This is a genomic window from Dongia sp., assembly GCF_041905885.1.
In the GTDB taxonomy this organism is placed as follows: Bacteria; Pseudomonadota; Alphaproteobacteria; order Dongiales; family Dongiaceae; genus Dongia.
Window position 1 is genome coordinate 1 of record NZ_JAYRKD010000011.1, and the last position, 15,774, is coordinate 15,774.

Genomic DNA, 15,774 nt, shown 5'->3' on the forward strand with positions numbered 1-15,774 from the left:
CAATCCGCGCGACCTCGCGGCCGGTGCCGACGGGGACCGTCGATTTGGTGACGATGACCGCGTAGTCCTTGAGGTGCCCGGCGATCTGTTTCGCGGCGCTGTGGACATAGCTCATGTCGGCATGGCCATCGCCGCGCCGGCTCGGCGTGCCGACCGCGATGAAGATCGCCTGGGCGCCGGCGATCTCGGCGATGTCGGTCGAGAAGGCGAGGCGCTTGGCCGCGGCGTTGCGCTCGACCAGGTCGTTGAGGCCGGGCTCGTAGATCGGGATCTCGCCCCGCTTCAACCGCTCGATCTTGCCCGCATCCAGGTCGATGCAGACCACCTGGTGGCCGAACTCGGAAAGGCAGGCGCCGGACACCAGGCCGACATATCCGCTACCAATGACCGCTATCTTCATTGTATTGCTATCTCTGGAACTTGTGCGGCGTTCGCCGATTTGAAACGGGCCGAAATTGCCCCGGCTGAACGCCGCGCAAAGTAGCGGGCTTTCCGCCCACAGGCAACGCATACGGTCGAGGAGAGCGGATCCCGGTGATAGCCTCAGGTTGCCGCGGCGGCGGCACGGAACCTTCTCCGGCTTCGGCCGTTCCCTCCGATCGATTCATCCGATGATTGTTACAGTTTACATCCCGACGCGGAACCGCCAGGCCCTGGTCGAGCGCGCCGTCAACTCGGTGCTCGGCCAGGACCATCGCGAGATCGAGCTGATCGTGGTGGACGACGGCTCGACCGACACGACGCCGGCCTATCTCAAGGCCGCCGCCGCCGCGGATCCCCGCATGATCGCGCTGTTCAACGACAAGCCGATGGGCGCGCCGGTCGCGCGCAATCGCGCGATCGCGCAGGCCAGGGGCGAGTTCGTCACCGGGCTGGACGACGACGACGCCTTTGCCGGGAACCGCATCAGCAGCTTCATCGCGGCGTGGCACGACTACGCCGCCCGCGGCATCACGCCCTCCGGCCTCTACTCGCACGCAGTCGCGATGCGGGCCGGGACCGAGAGCCTGTGGAAGCGGCCGCCCTCGGCGCAATACCAGGATCTGTTCCGCCTCAACGTCGTCGGCAACCAGCTGTTCGCGCCGCGCGCGCATTATCATGGCGTCGGGATGTTCGACGAGCAGCTGCCGGCCTGGCAGGACCTCGATCTCTTCATCCGCATCCTGCTGAAATACGGCCCCGCCTACCTCGCGGACGCGCCGAGCTATCTCTACGACGACGAGGACCGCGGCGACCGCATCTCCTCGAAGGCGGAGCGGATCCGCAACGCCTATGCGCGGATCTCGGCCAAGCATCGCGACCTCGACCCGCGGCTGAACCTCGCGCTGTTCATGCAGATCTTCCAGGACGGCTACGACATCTGGCCGGACTGGCACGATCTCACGCATGTGCTGGGCAGCCGCCCGACCAAGGGCCAGGTGAAGCGCATCATCCTGAAATACCTGCGGGCGAAGATGCCGCGCCGGCGGCGGTACGACTAGCGTCGGCGGTCGCGGGCAAGCCTAAGCCTTGCCGCCGAGATGGCGGGCCAGCACCGCGAGGCTGCGGTCGCGCATCGCCTTGACCCGTGCTTCGGCCACCGCGGCGTCGAGCGGCGGCGGAGGCGCATTGAGGAGCTGCGCGGCGGCGGCCTCGGCGTCGCGGAACGGGATCGCGACGGTCGGGTGCTCGAGATGCCGCGCCAGCTTCTCCAGGTAGGAGCCGGCGCGGACGATCACAGGAACGCCGAGCTGCACCGCGCGGCCCAGGATGCCGGAGGCCTGGTCGTGGATCGGGTTGTAGCAGGACCAGATCAGCGCGGCGTGGCGGTAGAGATGGCGGATCTCCTCGTCCGCCATGCGGCGGTCGATCAGCAATCCGCCGGCTGCGGCAAAGGCGTCGGCGGCGTTACGGGATTCCGCGTTCACCCGGCCCGCCGAGACGAAGAGATAGCGGGCGCGGATCTCGGGCGAATGGCGCCAGATCTCGACGAAGGCATCGAAGCCCTTGCGCAGCTCGACCTGGCCCAGCGACAGCACCACCTGCCGGCCCTGCGCCGCCGCCGCGATCTCATGGTCGAGCGCCGGGAAGGCGTCGGCCGGCGGCATGCCGAAGAAATGCAGGTCCCAGAGCTGCGGGTCGTAGAGCCAGTCGCTCGCCACCTGGCCGAGGCGGCGGTCGATGTCGAAGGGCAGGATGATCAGCACCGAGGTGCGCGGCAGCCGCGCGGCGACGGCGAAGACCAGCCGCTTGAACGGCGCGCGCAGCTTGCCGAGGAAGCACTGCCCCGGCCGGAAGAACAGCCCAACCGTCCGCGGCCCGCCCAGCGCCGCGCGCAAGGCGGAGCGCATGAACACGGTCCAGTGGTCGTCGATGGCGGCATAGAACGCGGTGGCGCCGGGCGAAGGGTTCTCGGTCTCGAGCGTGATGCCCAGGGCCTGAAGCTCGGCGGTCAGCAAGCGGCGGTATTCGGAATAATGCCCGACGTCGCGGACAGCGATCCAATGCGCGGCGGAGTGGCGCGGGGTGGGCGGGTTTGAGGTGGAGCGCTTCCGATCAACCTGAGGTGTCATTGGGCCAGTTCACCCGCGTCAAATCTAGAACGTGCCGGTTGACCGCGCGAGCGCCACGCTACCGCGCAGGCCGTCGAGTGTTCCGAGGCGCACCTTGCTTTCCATGGGCGACTTTACGGCTTTATCGCGATGCGGCCGGTATAGTCGATGCGGTTGAGCAGCAAGGGAAGCTTGTTGGCCTCGATGTACTCGTCCACGGCCCGGCGCGCGCCTTCCCAATGTCCGTAGTCGTCGATGATCAGCGCGCCGCGCGAGACGAGTTGCGGGTAGAGGTGCTGCAATTCATGGCGCGTGGATTCATACCAGTCCGTATCCAGGCGCAGGATCGCGAAGGGTTTCGGGAAGGCGTAGGGGATGGTGTCCTCGACCTTTCCCTTGATCAGATGAATCTTGTCGGAGGGGTAGCCGACCGATTGGATATTGCTGCGGACCTCATCGATGGGTGAATAGCACCACCCGTCGGCGTTCTGATCCTGCATCGCGGTCGCGGTCTGCTTGTCCGAGGCCTGCACATCCGCCTCGGAGGGTTCGGACATGCCCTCGAATGTATCGAATAGGAACAGAGACCGTTGAGTGTCGCCGAGGTGTTTCAACGCCAAAGCGGCCGCCATCATGCTGCCGCCCTTCCACACGCCGCACTCAATGATGTCGCCCTCGATCCGGTTCTTCACGACATACGCGACGGCCTGGCAGAGGGATGCCAGCCGTTCATGACTGGTCATGGTGAAGGGTGTCACTTTGCGGATGATGCCCCGAATCCAGTCGGGCTGATCCGAGAGTTCTGCGCTGGGCTGCGCGGCCTGCTTTTTCGAAAGCTGAAGGCCCACCGCGCCCAGCGCCGCCTGGATCGGCTTCTTGGCCATCGATTTGAACGCCGTCATGTCAAACTTTCCCAGCGAATGGTTGAGACTTAAGCATCGCACTCCGTCCGGCAGCCAGCAATGGGAGCGCCATCAAGCGGGTTTCGACGCGACAAGCACGTAGCCGAGCGGCAATGCCTGACGGGTCCTCCTCGAGATCCGCGGAAACGGCGGACACCGCAGCATTCCGCGCGCAAAATAGTAAAGAAATTTCGAGGCCGTTTTTCCCGGCCCGAACATCTTGAAAGCCATGTCGGCCAAGACCTCTGGGGCGCCGCCCGTGGTCGTGAGCTCGACGACTTCCAGCCGATTCAGCCGGCAGAGGCGCCTGAGGCTGAACTCGGTGTGGCGCAGGTAGTCATGCGGAGCCTCGTGAATCCAGTACAGAAACGGAAGGCTGAGAATGAACTTGCCACCGGGCGCCAGGACCCGCGCCGCCTCGGAGAAGAACGTCTCCGGGCTGTGAAGATGCTCCATGACATCGGTCGAGATCACAGTGTCGAAGGAGTCGCTGGGGACGCCATCCCAGGCCCGATTCAAGTCCACGTAACTGTCACAGAAGCTCAAATTGTGTAGGCTGTTGTCCCAATCGATGCAGGTGACGCTACTCGCGTGCTTCCGATACATCGCGTAGAGCGGCGCCGATCCACAGCCCACGTCGATCACGCGGCCTCGGCAATGCGCAGCGATAGCGCGATGATAGGCGGAAGCGACCAAGTCCGTGATGAGCCAGGAAGAGGGGCCGACATCGGTCCGCGACGAGACCCAGGCGCCGTCCCGCTCGACGAACTTCGTCGGCACCCATTTGTCCTCGTTCTTCATCTCATCCTCATTTGCGCAGCGCTCCGAGAAGCAAGCGCAAGAAGTCGCGGAGAAACATTGCCACAAGCGCCAAGTATAAGACCATCCCCAGCGGGGCGAGGATGACGAGCAGCAGAAAGGGCGAGATACCGTCCAGCCAGCCATACTCGATCGGGACCCAGGCCGCGAGGCCGATGAGGCAAGAGAACAGAGTCTGTTTCCAGATCGCCCGGAACAGCGACGGCAGGCTTTGGTGAACCAGCTTCAGCGCAATATGGAGGGTCACGGCGCAGAGGCCGACATTGGCGAAGAAGTACCCGGCCGCAACGCCGACGATGCCGAACGGAATGCATGCGAAGAAAACGGAAAGATACAGCACCACGCCGACGAAGCCGAGATTGCGCAGGAGCTTCGTCTTGCCGAGCGCGATCAGGATCAGCCCGACATTGGTCGCGATGGCCTGGATGAAACCGACCGGCGCAAACCAGGCGAGGACATCGGCCACCGCGTACCAATCCGGCCCCAAGAGGACAGCTACAACGGGCTGACGCAGGCCCCACAGCAGAGCCATCATAGGACCGATGACGATGCTGATCAGCGCGAGCGTCTTGACGAAGTGCGTGCCTATTTCCGCCGGCTGGCTCTGCTTCTCGCTGTAGATCGGCAGCAGCACGCGGTTGGACATTCCGCCCAGGAACTGCAGCGGCGCGATGATAAACCGGTAACCCATCGAGTAGAGCGCCAGGTCGTGCGCGCCCAGGAAGCGCGCCATCAGCATCTTGTCGGCGTTGCGGTTGAAGTAGTTGAGAGTGTTGAAGGCGACGAGATGGCCGGTGAATCCCCAGATGCGTTTCATCTCCGCGCTGGACCAGCGGAGTTGCGGGTAATGCTCCGAGCAAAGCCAGAGCATTCCGTTCTGAAGGGCAGCCCCGACCGCCTGCTGGATCACCAAACTGTAGACGCCGAAACCGTGCTGCGCTGCGAGCACAGCGATTGCCAGAGCGGCGGTTGCCGATCCCAACTCGATCAAGCCGATTTGGCGCAGGCGCCCGGTTCGCTGCATCAAAGAGATCGGAACGGTTCCTATGGTCGTCAGGGGAAAGACCAAAGCGAGCGCCATCAGAACCGGTTCGAGGCGTGGTTCGGCAAAAACCAAGGCGGCGACCGGCGAGATGGCGATGAGGATCGCACATATGCCGACGCCAACGAACACGTTGAGCCAGAAGACGGTGCTGACCAGCTCAGTCGTCAACTCCTTGCGCTGAATAAGTGCCGCGGAGGTGCCCATGTCCTGTAGAAGCAGGGCGAAGGTGGTGAACAGGGCGGCCATTGCGAGCAGGCCGAAGTCGGAGACTGGCAGCAAGCGGGTCATGATCGCAATGCCGCCGAACTGGATCGCGAGCTTGCCCGCCTGGGCAATCGCGGCCCAACTGACCCTAGAGGCCACGCCGCCGCGTTGAATCAGGAGTTTGTGCAGCATCGTTCTAGCGGTGCGACGCGCCCTGTAGCTTGGCTTGGGTCAAAAGGAAAAGATCCCAAGGATGTCATCCCCGATGATTTTGCCGTTCGCGCGGTCGCGTGTGGCGATGGCGTAGAGCGACCGGACGAGCTGTACCGGGTGCTTCACGGCCTCCATCGGCAGCTTCTTCCTTCCGACCTTCAGCTTCAGCGCCGAGGCGAAATGATCGGCCAGCGCGCCGAGGGTCGACCCCGTGACAAGGGAACGGATGTCCACCTGCATGCCAAATCGCTTCGCGAGCTCGACATAGGCCGGCGCACGCCAGCGGGTCAGGTGGTGCGGCGGCAGGTTCTTGCCGTGATAGCCGGACCCCTCATAGAGGGTCGGCGAATGCGGCGTCGAGATGAAGAGCTTGCCGCCATCCTTCTTCAGCAAGACGCTCGCTTCCGCCACCAGCTCGATCGGCTTAGGCACATGCTCCAGCAGATGGGTCATGATCACGGCCGAGAACTTGCCGTGATTGGCCTTGTCGGCGATGAGGTCGGAGAGCAGGCCGAGATGGGCGGTGTGGCCTTTCGAGCGGCAGATCTCGACCGAGGTCGGGGTGGCATCCAGGCCGTGCAGCGTGGCCTTGGTGCAGGTCCGCAGGTAGTCCAGCAGGTTGCCGGCGCCGCAGCCGATGTCGATGACATGCGCGTCCGGACCCAGCTTCGAGACTTCATCGGCGATGATCGCCCATTCCCGCCGGGCGGTGGGGTAGTAGCCCTCCTCCTTGGTGATCCACTCGTAGAAGCGGCCGGAACCGGGGATGGCCGGCATGGCATAGATCAGCTTCGATTGCTCGCATTCCCAAAGTTCGAAGTCGCAGAACTCGTTGCGCATGTCCTGCGGCACGGGCAGGGACTCTTCATAGAGCGGGATGATCTCGTCGCGCTTGAAATGCGCGATCCGCCGGGCCCCCTCGGCGGGCACGATCTGGAAATCTGGATGTGCGGTTGATTTCACGGTCTACGCTTTCTCTAGAACACGACTGCGTTCGGGTTCTGGGCTGGTCACGGTAGACTTGTAAAGCTCCAGCAATTGCCGGCTGAGCGCGCTGCCGTTGAACTCCGATTCGATCTTGCGGCGGCCGGCGCGGCCGACCTCGCCCCACTTCTGCGGGGTGCTGAGCATCGCCTCGATCGCCGCGGCGAGGGCCTCGACGTCGCGCTCCGGCACCAGGAGGCCGGAGACGCCGTCCTCGACCAGCTCCGGGATGCCGCTGTGGAAGGTGCTGATCACCGGCAGGCCCTGGGCCATCGCTTCCATGATCGCCACCGGGATTCCCTCCACATCGCCGTCGGTCGCGGTGACGCTGGGCAATATGAAGATGGAGGCCTGGTTCAGCAGCTCGAGCGTCCGGCCATGCGGCAGGCCGCCGTGGAACGTCACCCGATCGGCGAGACCCAGCTGCACGGCCTCGGCCTGGAGGCGGGCCAGCTGCGGGCCTTCGCCGACGATGTCGAGGCTGAAGGCGAGATGGGGATCGCGCTGCTTCACCAGGGCCAGCGCGCGCAGGGTGTAGGTATGCCCCTTCTTCTCGATCAGGCGGCCGGTGGCGATCAGGCGCGGCCCGCCGCCGCTCCGGTCGTGGAACGGGTTCCGCGGGCAGTCGATGCCCATATGGTGCACCACGATGCGCGCGGGATCGCAGCCGAGCGCGACCAGCTTCCCGACCCAGTGCCGGCTGATCGGCAGGAACAGCGCGCCGAACTTGAACAGCGTTTCGTAATATCCGGGCTTCACCACGCGCAGCAGCGACGACAGCTCGTAGGCGTGAAAGGTGGTCACAATCGGGCGGTCGAAGGCCCCGGCCTGCTTCAGCGCGGCGGCGTAGCGGCCGTTCGGCCCGAAATGGCAATGCAGCAGGTCCAGCCCGGCCAGCTTGCGATTGACGCGGATCGCGCGGGCCAGGCCGATGACGGTGAGGCGGTCGTTTAATCCGCCGAGGCTGCGGTCCTGGAGGATCGGTTTCAGGCGGGGCTGTGCAGCAAGTTCCAGGGCGGCGACCAGCAGCTTCTCGACCAGGCCAAATTTCCAGAACCGGACCTTGAAGACATCGACGATGGCGACCCTGGCGCGGTCGAGATTGCGCCAGGCCGGGCTGCCGGCGGCGGCCTTGATCAGCGAGACCGCGACGACCTCGACGTTGTTGTTCAGGTGCCCCTTGATCTCGTCGAGGACGAAAGTCTGGGAGAGCGTGGGGAATTCGGTGACGAGGTAGCCGACTTTCACGCCGCCCTCGATGTCGCTTCGAGGAAGGCGCGGTAGGCGTCTTCGATGCCTTCGCGCAGGCCGATCCTGGGCTGCCAGCCGAGCGCGCGGATCTTCGCGGCGCTCATCAGCTTCCGCGGCGTGCCGTCCGGCTTCGAGAGGTCGTGCTTGATCCCGCCCTTGAAGCCGACGATCTCGCAGACCAGCTGCGTCAGCTCCAGGATGGTGACGTCCTCGCCCGAGCCGACGTTCACGTGGCCGTCGCCGGAATAGACCTTCATGAGATGCACGCAGGCATCGGCGCAGTCATCGACATGCAGGAACTCGCGGCGCGGCGCGCCGGTGCCCCACATCACGATCTCCTTGTCGCCGCGTAGCTTCGCCTCGTGCGCCTTGCGGATCAGCGCCGGCATCACATGGCTGGACTTCAAGTCGAAGTTGTCGCCGGGGCCGTAGAGATTGGTCGGCATGGCGGAGACATAGTCGCTGCCGTGCTGGCGGCGGTAGGCCTGGCAGAGCTTGATGCCGGCGATCTTGGCGATCGCGTACCACTCGTTGGTCGGCTCCAAGGGGCCGGTCAGCAGCGCGTCCTCGGTGATCGGCTGCGGCGCCAGCTTCGGGTAGATGCAGCTGGAGCCCAGGAACATCAGCTTCTCGACCCCGGTCGCGAAGGCGGCGCCGATGATGTTGGTCTCGATCAGCAGGTTGTCGTAGAGGAAATCGGCGGGATAAGTGTCGTTGGCGAGGATGCCGCCGACCTTGGCGGCCGCCAGGAACACCGCCTGCGGCTGGGCCTGCGCCATCCAGGCCTCGACCGAGGCCTGGCGCTTCAGGTCGACCTGGTCGCGGCCGACGGTCAGGAGCTCGCAATGCTCCGCCTTCAGCCGGCGCAGGATCGCCGCGCCCACCATGCCGCGATGGCCGGCGACCCAGACGCGCTTGCCGGCCAGCGAATAGGGGCTGCCGACACTCATCCTAGGCGCCCTTCATGATCGGCGCCGAGGCCATCACCTTCAAATCCTCGCGCACCATCTCCGAGACCAGCTGGTCGAGCTTGATCTCGTGCTTCCAGCCGAGCTTCTCCTGCGCCTTCCTGGGATCGCCGATCAGGAGGTCCACTTCGGTCGGGCGGAAATAGCGCGGGTCGATCTCGACCAGGGTCTTGCCGGTCTTGGCGCAGAGGCCCTTCTCGGCGACGCCGCTGCCCTTCCACTCGATCGCGGTGCCGACCTCGGCGAAGGCCTTCTCGACGAAGGAGCGCACGGTGTGGGTCTCGCCGGTCGCCAGCACGTAGTCGTCCGGCTGGTCCTGCTGCAGCATCAGCCACATGCCCTTCACGTATTCCTTGGCATGGCCCCAGTCGCGCTTGGAATCGAGGTTGCCGAGATAGAGCCGGTCCTGGCGGTCGAGATGGATCGCCGCGACCGCGCGGGTGATCTTGCGGGTGACGAAGGTCTCGCCGCGGATCGGGCTCTCGTGGTTGAACAGGATGCCGTTCGAGGCGTGCATCCCATAGGCCTCGCGGTAGTTGACCGTGATCCAGTAGCCGTAGAGCTTGGCCGCGGCATAGGGCGAGCGCGGGTAGAAGGGCGTGGTCTCGCTCTGCGGCACTTCCTGGACCTTGCCGTAGAGCTCCGAGGTCGAGGCCTGGTAGAAGCGGGACTTGTTGGTGAGGCCGAGCAGCCGGATCGCCTCCAGCAGCCGGAGCGTGCCGATCGCATCGGCGTTGGCGGTGTATTCCGGGGTCTCGAAGCTGACCTGCACATGGGATTGTGCCGCGAGGTTGTAGATCTCGTCGGGCTGGGTCTCCTGCACCACGCGGATGATGTTCGTCGAGTCCACCATGTCGCCGTAATGCAGGAAGAACTGCGGGTTGGTCTCGTGCGGGTCCTGGTAGATATGCTCGATCCGCCCGGTGTTGAAGGAGGACGAGCGCCGCTTGATGCCGTGGACGACATAGCCCTTGGCGAGCAGCAGTTCGGCGAGATAGGCGCCGTCCTGCCCGGTGGCGCCGGTGATCAGGGCAACCTTGCGGTTGTCGGCCATAGACTTCCTACTCCAATGATGCGGCGGCAAGCGCCAGGTGGTGCGATCCGGCTGGGGTCCGCTGGGCGGCTGTCGCCCGGCTCATGTTGCAGTGCAGTATAGTATTTTTCTTTTTCCAAAAAGGAAGGGAAAATCTCGAGAAAAGGACAGCGCGGCGTGGTTTCCGGGCGCGAAAGGCGGCAACCAAACTCGCCGGGGCGGTGAATCGTTCCTTATCCGGCCGGCAACGGCGGCGCGCCCAGCGGTTCACCCCGGGCCAGCCGTTCCAGGGCGTCGGCGAATTTCCGGCCGTTGCCGTCCCAGTCATAGACGTTCTGGACCGCGTCGTAGCAGGCGGCCTGCATGCGGTTGAGGGCGGGGAAGTCGTCGATCAGCCGGAGCACGGCCCCGACCAGATCCCGCGCCGACTTTTCCGTGACGATGTTGGCGAGCGCGGCCGGCGGCAGGCCTTCGAACGAGCCCTCCAGCGCCGCGATCGGCATGCGGCCGAACAGATAGTCCAGCACCTTCAGCTTGAAGCCGCCGCCGACCGCCTCGATGATCAGGCCGAGCCGGGCGTTGCGGAGCTCGGCGGCGAGGTCATCGACGAAGCCGAGGAAGCGCGTCGCCTTGAGGCGCGGCGTCCACTCGGCGCGGAATTTCTCGTCGACGTCGCCGATGATGTCGAACTGGATGCCGTTCTCGCGGAAGATGCCGTCGGCCACGGCGAGGAACTCGGCGACGTTGATCTGCTTGGCGATCCAGCGGACCGAGCCCAGCATCACGACCCGCCGCGGCACGCCGGCGTCGATCGTCCGCGCCGCGGCGCGATAGCCGCCGAAGCCCGGCGGCAGCACCAGCCCCGGTTTCTGCGGGCACCAGGAAAGGATGTCGGCGCGGTCCTTCTCGGTCAGGGCGACCAGCAGGTCGCAGGCCTCGACCATGCGGCGCTCCAGGCGCCCGATCTTGGCGGCGTTGAGCTTGACCGCCAGCTTGCGGGCCGGCGAGCCCTTGAACCCGGCGGCGATGTCGCGCGCCACCTGTTCCTCGAAGTTATGCGCGACGTAGACGATCGGCAGCTTCGAGCCCAGCGCGCGCAAGCTGTCGAGCGCCCAGCCCGAGCCGTAATAATCGAGCACGACCGCTTCGGGTTTGGTCTCGCGGGTGAGCGCCTGCAGCTTCGCGCGCAAGGCCGGCGGCGAGAAGCGCGCGGCGGCCAGCGGCAGCGGGCTCATGAGGGCGCTCAAAGTGCCGCGCTCGGGGGCGGCGACCGGGTGCCAGCGCGGCGCCCGGGGATCGGCGGCATGCGCTGCCGGGACCGGGCCGTCGGCCATGCCGACGACATCGAGCGCGACCCCGGCGCGGGCAACCGCCTGGGCCAGCTCCGCCGAATAGACGCGGTCGCCGGCCTGCATCGGATAAGGAATGTGTTTGCAGACCCAGAGAACGGACAAGGATTGATCCATGCAGGAGGGAGGCGGGACTCAGCGCCGATGCAGCTTCTCGACCACGCGGGCCATCAGCTTCTCGAGCGTATGAGGACGGTAGGTCGAAGCATAGTTGCGCGCACCGGAGACGGCATCTTGCAGCGGCGCGAGCGGCTTGAACGTGGTCTTGGGTACGGTCGCGATGCCATCCGTCCCCGAACCCTGGATCAGCAAGGTGAGCTCGTTGAGATGCAGCAGGAAATCCGGCGGCATCGGCTGCGGCCGGCCTTCGCGCAGCGCGCGCATCATCTCGGCGATGCCGAGCAGCTTGTCCTGGGCGTAGATCTCGCGCCGGCGCAGCCAGCTCACGAATTTATGCTTCAACGAGCGCCCGACGCCGCGCTCGGCCTCGACCGCGTGCGACTTCCAGCGCCGCACCAGCGGCTGCCGGCGCCCGCCGATCCCGAGCGCCCGGCCGATCAGCGGCTGGTTGCGCGCGGTATAGGCCTTGCGCGCCGCGAGGCTCACCCGCGAAAAGCGCTCCAGGTGCACCGGCGACTGGTCGTGGAAGGTATTGTCGAGCACGATCTCGCCGGCATCGCCGATGATCCGCAGCCGGTGGTCGCGCGGCGCCACCCAGGAACAGGTGATGCGCGCGGCAACCCCGTTGGCGAAGTTGAGGCAGGCGACGGAGAAATCCGGCGTGTCGGCGGGGCTGAGCGGCGTCGCGGTCTTGCGCGCGACCAGCGCCTTCGAGAATGCGGTCACCGAGAGCACCGGGCCGAAGATCGCGCAGATCCAGACCAGGTGATAGCCGACATGCTCGACGGTGCAGCCTTCCTGCAGCTCCTCTGCATAGGGAAACGGCGCGCCGGTCGGGCTCTGCACGGTCTCGAGGCGCATCAGATGCGCGGGATTGTCGTCCATCTCGGCATAGACGAGGACCGGCTTGCCGATCGCATTGTCGCGCAGCGCCTTCCAGACCGTGGAGATCGCGTCCGAATAGAGATTGCAGGGCGCGCCGGTCAGCACCAGGCCGCGGGCCTCGGCCAGCGCGAACAATTCGCGCGTCTGCTCGAGATTCTTGGTCGTCGGCTTCTCGGAATAGACATGCTTGCCGGCTTCCAGCGCCCGCTTGATGACCTCGTAATGCGCGTTGATGCTGGTGAGGTTGACCACCGCCTCGACCCCGGGATCCGCCAGCAGCGCCGCGTAGCTCGGGTAGACCTTGAAGCCGTAATGCTGCGACACCACGGCCGCGCGGCGCGCATCGATGTCAAAGACGCCGCGGATCTCGATTTCGGGATAGGCCCAGCGCGTCCGCATGTAGATGTCGAACACATAGCCGCAGCCGACAAACGCGATCTTCACGCCACGCCACTCCCGGCCGCCTGGCCCCGGATGGCGGCGCGGATCCGGTCCACCGTTTCGGCGACCGCGACGCTGTCGTCGAGCGGCATGATCGCGCTCTCGACCGCGCCCTTCCCGATGCAGGCGCGCACCTCTTCCGCCTCGTAGTGGTAGCCGTTGCCGGCGTAGTGGTAGCGATGCGCCTTCCCGCGGCCACGGCTCGACCGGCCCATGACCTGGGCGATCCGATGCACCAGGCCGTGCTGCTTCAAGCGGGCCTTCAAGCCGAACTGGGCCTGCTCGGGCTTGAGCGGCGCCTCCTCGACGATGTCGAGCCCATAGGGCCGCACCACCGAGCCGCGCACCGCGATCATGCCGTCGCTGCCGAGCACCTGGAACGCGTCGGGCGCCCAGGCGCGCGCGCTCACGAAATAGGAGCCGATGACGCCGCCGGGATAGAGCAGCTGGAATGCGGCATCCTCATCGACGCCGGTCGGGCCGATGGTGCCGATCGCCTGGACCAGTGTCGGCGCGCCGAACAGCCATTGGCCGAGCGAAAGCGGATAGGCGGCGAGATGCGCGAGCGCGCCGCCGCCGGTGTTCGGGTTGAACATGCCGCTGTTCGGATCCGGGACCTGGGAGCTGCCGAAATTTCCGGCCACCAGCCGCACTTGGCCGACCGCGCGGGCCGCAATCTTTTCCTTGAGCGCACGGCCGGCCGGAAGGAAGCGCGTCCACATGGCTTCCATGGCGAAGACGGAATGGGCGCGCGCCGTCTCGGCGATTCGCGCGGCGTCGGCGGCTGAAGAGGCAAAGGGTTTCTCGACCAGAACGGGAATGCCGGCTTCCAGGCAGAGCAGCGCATGGGCGGCGTGCTCGGAGGGCGGGGTGGCGATGTAGACCGCGTCCACGCCGCCCGCCTTGGCCGCCTCGCGATATCCGCCGATCGCCCTGCCGATCCCGAACTGCTGCGCGAAGTGCTGCGCCCGTTCCGGGGTGCGAGATGCGATGAACGATACTTCTGCGTCCTGGGCCGCAGCCAGGCCCGCAGCGAACTTCGCCGAGATGGCACCGGTGCCGAAAATCCCCCAACGGAATGGCATTATTCGTCTCGGATTGGAGCAGTGATGAAATTCTTCCGGCGGCTTGCCGAAACTGCGGTGCGTGCTCTTGGGATCATGCGGTGCGTGCTCTTGGGATCATAGAGTCGGGCTGTTTCCGATTTGCTGTTGAGCCCCGGCGAGCGCGGTCCCCACCCATAGCCAACCGGCAGACCCGAAGCAAGGCAGCTTCACGCCCGGGCGCTTCAGTCGGCTGCTAAACGTGCGTGGCTTGGATGGGGTCCAGGAAAGAAAGACTGTGCCATAAGCCGCTGCTCGGCGGGGTGGGGCGGGGATGCGTGGATCTCTGGAGAAGGGGAGATGCGATTTCAACGCAGAGTCACACCCCAATGAGAGAACCGCAGCAACTAAGCGGGCATCTTTCGCGCCTGCGGAGCAACTGTTCGCTGGGTTTGTGACATACTCCTCCAACCGCTGAGCCACTGTTCGACGACGGAGGCGCGGAGGGCAGTGGGGGCTTGGCACGTGCGGCGGATGCCGTGCGTGCAGGCCGTGGTCTGAACACACCGGTATTAGAATGACGAATCCCGAGGCTGAACTGGGAGCGGTTTCGTGCGCTCCGAGCACGAAGAGTCCTGACCAGACGGTGGGCGGTGAAGCCGCCGCCGCCCGGGCGACGCGACGGCGTAAGCCGATCAAGATCGACGAGCTGCCGCCGCCGGGAATCACGCGCTGGGTCATCCATCGCAAGGCGCAAGTGGTGGCCGCGGTTCAGGCCGGAGCGCTCAGTCTCGAGGAAGTCTGCGAGCGCTACTCGGTTTCCGTCGAGGAGTTCCAAAGTTGGCAAAAAACCCTGCAGCAGCATGGCGTGTATGGACTTCGCACCACGCGATCGCAGATCTATCGCTCGGGTGGAACCAGGGGTAACGGCAAAGGATAGCGTCGGTTCCACGGCTAATTAGATACCGCCGTCGCCCCACCTCGCTCTTTCCGCTTGAAGCGAGGGCGAGGCCGGCCGCAGAATCCGGCCTGCTCGATCTGGATCTTCCGCGCGGTCGAAACATGAAATCTCGAATGCCCTGCCTGATCGGCCTGCTCGGTGGCGTGTTGCTGGCAACCGCCATGCCGGCTTCCGCGAAGACCGTGGCCATGCCGCCGCTGTCGCGCAGCGCCGTGGAGATCGCCTGCGCACGCGCGGGCGGCTCGGCCTATGGCGTGCGCGACAGCGAAACGGAATACGGCTGCAGGACGCGGGAAAGCTCGGTCACCTGCGCGCCCGACGGCACCTGCTTCGGCTATGTCCCCGATCTGGCGCGCCTGCCGGCCAATTCGCTCGATGCCGTCCTCGGGGTCATCGTCAGCGGCAAGCCCATCAAGGTCGGGCCGGTCGACAGTCGGATCACGCCGCTGGCGCAGCCCTGAGCCCGGATTCGCGTCGGGCCGCTTGCGCGGTGCGCCGGCGCTGAAGCCTCCGGCCGGCTCCATCCTTCGATTCCGTCGTAGGTGACCTTGAGCTGACCCCGGCCGATGCACGGCCCAAGGCCACGCCCAGCGGCAACTGGGCGGCGAGCCACAGCGCGATCATCCAAAACATGATGCCTCCGGTAGCTGATGGCGACAGGCTCAGAATTAACTCGACTAAATCGATAGACAAGCGAGTTTTAATTATTGGGCGACAAGCCATCCTTCCGTCGGGCGTCGGGTTCTGGAATTTTCCAAAAGAACTGGGCCGGTGCGGGCAGCCGAGATCCATCCGGCCGAGATCCGATCCCTCCTCTCGGCGCGGCGGCGAATGCGTTTGCGGGTCCCGGCAAAAGTTAAAAAACCCAAATATTTCCAAATGATTTCAGGGTTAATTATTAAAATCTCGCTCAAATGGGTGATGGACCGCACCATTAATCGTGGAATCAATGCCTGCTTGCGAAGGGCCGAATGGCCCGGGGTGAGGCACCCCCGGCGGTCGTTGCAATCAACAACATACAATAC

The 15,774-nt window shown here is 65.4% G+C and carries 15 protein-coding genes; 3 read left to right on the top strand and 12 right to left on the bottom strand.

Features of this window, described 5'->3' with window-relative positions; translation table 11 throughout:
• The coding region (locus ACH2CY_RS12975; RefSeq protein ID WP_395019039.1) for a 2-dehydropantoate 2-reductase N-terminal domain-containing protein at window positions 1-400 on the bottom strand (400 nt) is incomplete at its 3' end.
• Window positions 401-611: 211 nt separating this feature from the next.
• Here ACH2CY_RS12975 and ACH2CY_RS12980 point away from each other — a divergent pair.
• A complete protein-coding gene (locus tag ACH2CY_RS12980; protein ID WP_395019641.1) occupies window positions 612-1,481 on the top strand; it encodes a glycosyltransferase in 870 nt (289 codons plus the stop codon).
• A gap of 21 nt (window positions 1,482-1,502) precedes the next feature.
• On the opposite strand, the gene ACH2CY_RS12985 is transcribed toward ACH2CY_RS12980, so the two are convergent.
• The 11 genes from ACH2CY_RS12985 to ACH2CY_RS13035 all read right to left on the bottom strand — a co-directional run bounded on the left by ACH2CY_RS12985 (window position 1,503) and on the right by ACH2CY_RS13035 (window position 13,830).
• The gene (locus ACH2CY_RS12985; protein WP_395019642.1) at window positions 1,503-2,552 is read right to left on the bottom strand and encodes a hypothetical protein; all 1,050 of its coding nucleotides are present in this window, start codon (window positions 2,550-2,552) and stop codon (window positions 1,503-1,505) included.
• Window positions 2,553-2,665: 113 nt separating this feature from the next.
• The gene (locus ACH2CY_RS12990) at window positions 2,666-3,433 is read right to left on the bottom strand and encodes a TylF/MycF/NovP-related O-methyltransferase (RefSeq protein ID WP_395019644.1); all 768 of its coding nucleotides are present in this window, start codon (window positions 3,431-3,433) and stop codon (window positions 2,666-2,668) included.
• Between the two features lie 72 nt (window positions 3,434-3,505).
• Window positions 3,506-4,234: a class I SAM-dependent methyltransferase gene (locus ACH2CY_RS12995; RefSeq protein WP_395019646.1), complete on the bottom strand. Its 729-nt coding sequence runs from the start codon at window positions 4,232-4,234 to the stop codon at window positions 3,506-3,508.
• A 7-nt stretch (window positions 4,235-4,241) separates the two neighbouring features.
• The gene (locus ACH2CY_RS13000; RefSeq protein WP_395019647.1) at window positions 4,242-5,693 is read right to left on the bottom strand and encodes a lipopolysaccharide biosynthesis protein; all 1,452 of its coding nucleotides are present in this window, start codon (window positions 5,691-5,693) and stop codon (window positions 4,242-4,244) included.
• A 39-nt stretch (window positions 5,694-5,732) separates the two neighbouring features.
• Window positions 5,733-6,677, bottom strand: coding sequence for a methyltransferase domain-containing protein (locus tag ACH2CY_RS13005; protein ID WP_395019649.1), 945 nt, complete (start codon window positions 6,675-6,677; stop codon window positions 5,733-5,735).
• Between the two features lie 3 nt (window positions 6,678-6,680).
• A complete protein-coding gene (locus tag ACH2CY_RS13010) occupies window positions 6,681-7,946 on the bottom strand; it encodes a glycosyltransferase (RefSeq protein ID WP_395019651.1) in 1,266 nt (421 codons plus the stop codon).
• Window positions 7,943-8,899 carry a GDP-L-fucose synthase family protein gene (locus ACH2CY_RS13015; RefSeq protein WP_395019653.1) on the bottom strand — a complete coding sequence of 319 codons (957 nt, stop codon included), beginning with the start codon at window positions 8,897-8,899 and terminating at the stop codon, window positions 7,943-7,945. The genes ACH2CY_RS13010 and ACH2CY_RS13015 overlap by 4 nt, the downstream gene beginning before the upstream one ends.
• A gap of 1 nt (window position 8,900) precedes the next feature.
• The gene (gene gmd, locus ACH2CY_RS13020; protein ID WP_395019656.1) at window positions 8,901-9,971 is read right to left on the bottom strand and encodes a GDP-mannose 4,6-dehydratase; all 1,071 of its coding nucleotides are present in this window, start codon (window positions 9,969-9,971) and stop codon (window positions 8,901-8,903) included.
• 212 nt (window positions 9,972-10,183) lie between these two features.
• Window positions 10,184-11,404, bottom strand: a complete 1,221-nt coding sequence (locus ACH2CY_RS13025; protein ID WP_395019658.1) for a glycosyltransferase — start codon at window positions 11,402-11,404, stop codon at window positions 10,184-10,186.
• 30 nt (window positions 11,405-11,434) lie between these two features.
• Window positions 11,435-12,748, bottom strand: coding sequence for a Gfo/Idh/MocA family protein (locus ACH2CY_RS13030; protein ID WP_395019660.1), 1,314 nt, complete (start codon window positions 12,746-12,748; stop codon window positions 11,435-11,437).
• Window positions 12,745-13,830 (bottom strand): Gfo/Idh/MocA family protein, encoded by a 1,086-nt coding sequence (locus ACH2CY_RS13035; protein WP_395019662.1) that lies wholly within the window; start codon window positions 13,828-13,830, stop codon window positions 12,745-12,747. Before ACH2CY_RS13035 ends, ACH2CY_RS13030 begins: the two co-directional genes overlap by 4 nt.
• Before the next feature lie 535 nt (window positions 13,831-14,365).
• On the opposite strand from ACH2CY_RS13035, the gene ACH2CY_RS13040 reads away from it, so the two are divergent.
• A complete protein-coding gene (locus ACH2CY_RS13040; RefSeq protein WP_395019664.1) occupies window positions 14,366-14,728 on the top strand; it encodes a DUF1153 domain-containing protein in 363 nt (120 codons plus the stop codon).
• A 122-nt stretch (window positions 14,729-14,850) separates the two neighbouring features.
• Window positions 14,851-15,210, top strand: coding sequence for a hypothetical protein (locus tag ACH2CY_RS13045; protein WP_395019666.1), 360 nt, complete (start codon window positions 14,851-14,853; stop codon window positions 15,208-15,210).
• Window positions 15,211-15,774 lie beyond the last annotated feature (564 nt).

Coding starts and splice junctions, on each gene's coding strand:
- ACH2CY_RS13045 (WP_395019666.1), top strand. CDS start 14,851: ATGAAATCTCGAATGCCCTGCCTGATCGGCCTGCTCGGTGGCGTGTTG.
- ACH2CY_RS12985 (WP_395019642.1), bottom strand. CDS start 2,552: ATGACACCTCAGGTTGATCGGAAGCGCTCCACCTCAAACCCGCCCACC.
- ACH2CY_RS13000 (WP_395019647.1), bottom strand. CDS start 5,693: ATGCTGCACAAACTCCTGATTCAACGCGGCGGCGTGGCCTCTAGGGTC.
- gmd (WP_395019656.1), bottom strand. CDS start 9,971: ATGGCCGACAACCGCAAGGTTGCCCTGATCACCGGCGCCACCGGGCAG.
- ACH2CY_RS13040 (WP_395019664.1), top strand. CDS start 14,366: ATGACGAATCCCGAGGCTGAACTGGGAGCGGTTTCGTGCGCTCCGAGC.
- ACH2CY_RS13015 (WP_395019653.1), bottom strand. CDS start 8,899: ATGAGTGTCGGCAGCCCCTATTCGCTGGCCGGCAAGCGCGTCTGGGTC.
- ACH2CY_RS13035 (WP_395019662.1), bottom strand. CDS start 13,830: ATGCCATTCCGTTGGGGGATTTTCGGCACCGGTGCCATCTCGGCGAAG.
- ACH2CY_RS12995 (WP_395019646.1), bottom strand. CDS start 4,234: ATGAAGAACGAGGACAAATGGGTGCCGACGAAGTTCGTCGAGCGGGAC.
- ACH2CY_RS12990 (WP_395019644.1), bottom strand. CDS start 3,433: ATGACGGCGTTCAAATCGATGGCCAAGAAGCCGATCCAGGCGGCGCTG.
- ACH2CY_RS12980 (WP_395019641.1), top strand. CDS start 612: ATGATTGTTACAGTTTACATCCCGACGCGGAACCGCCAGGCCCTGGTC.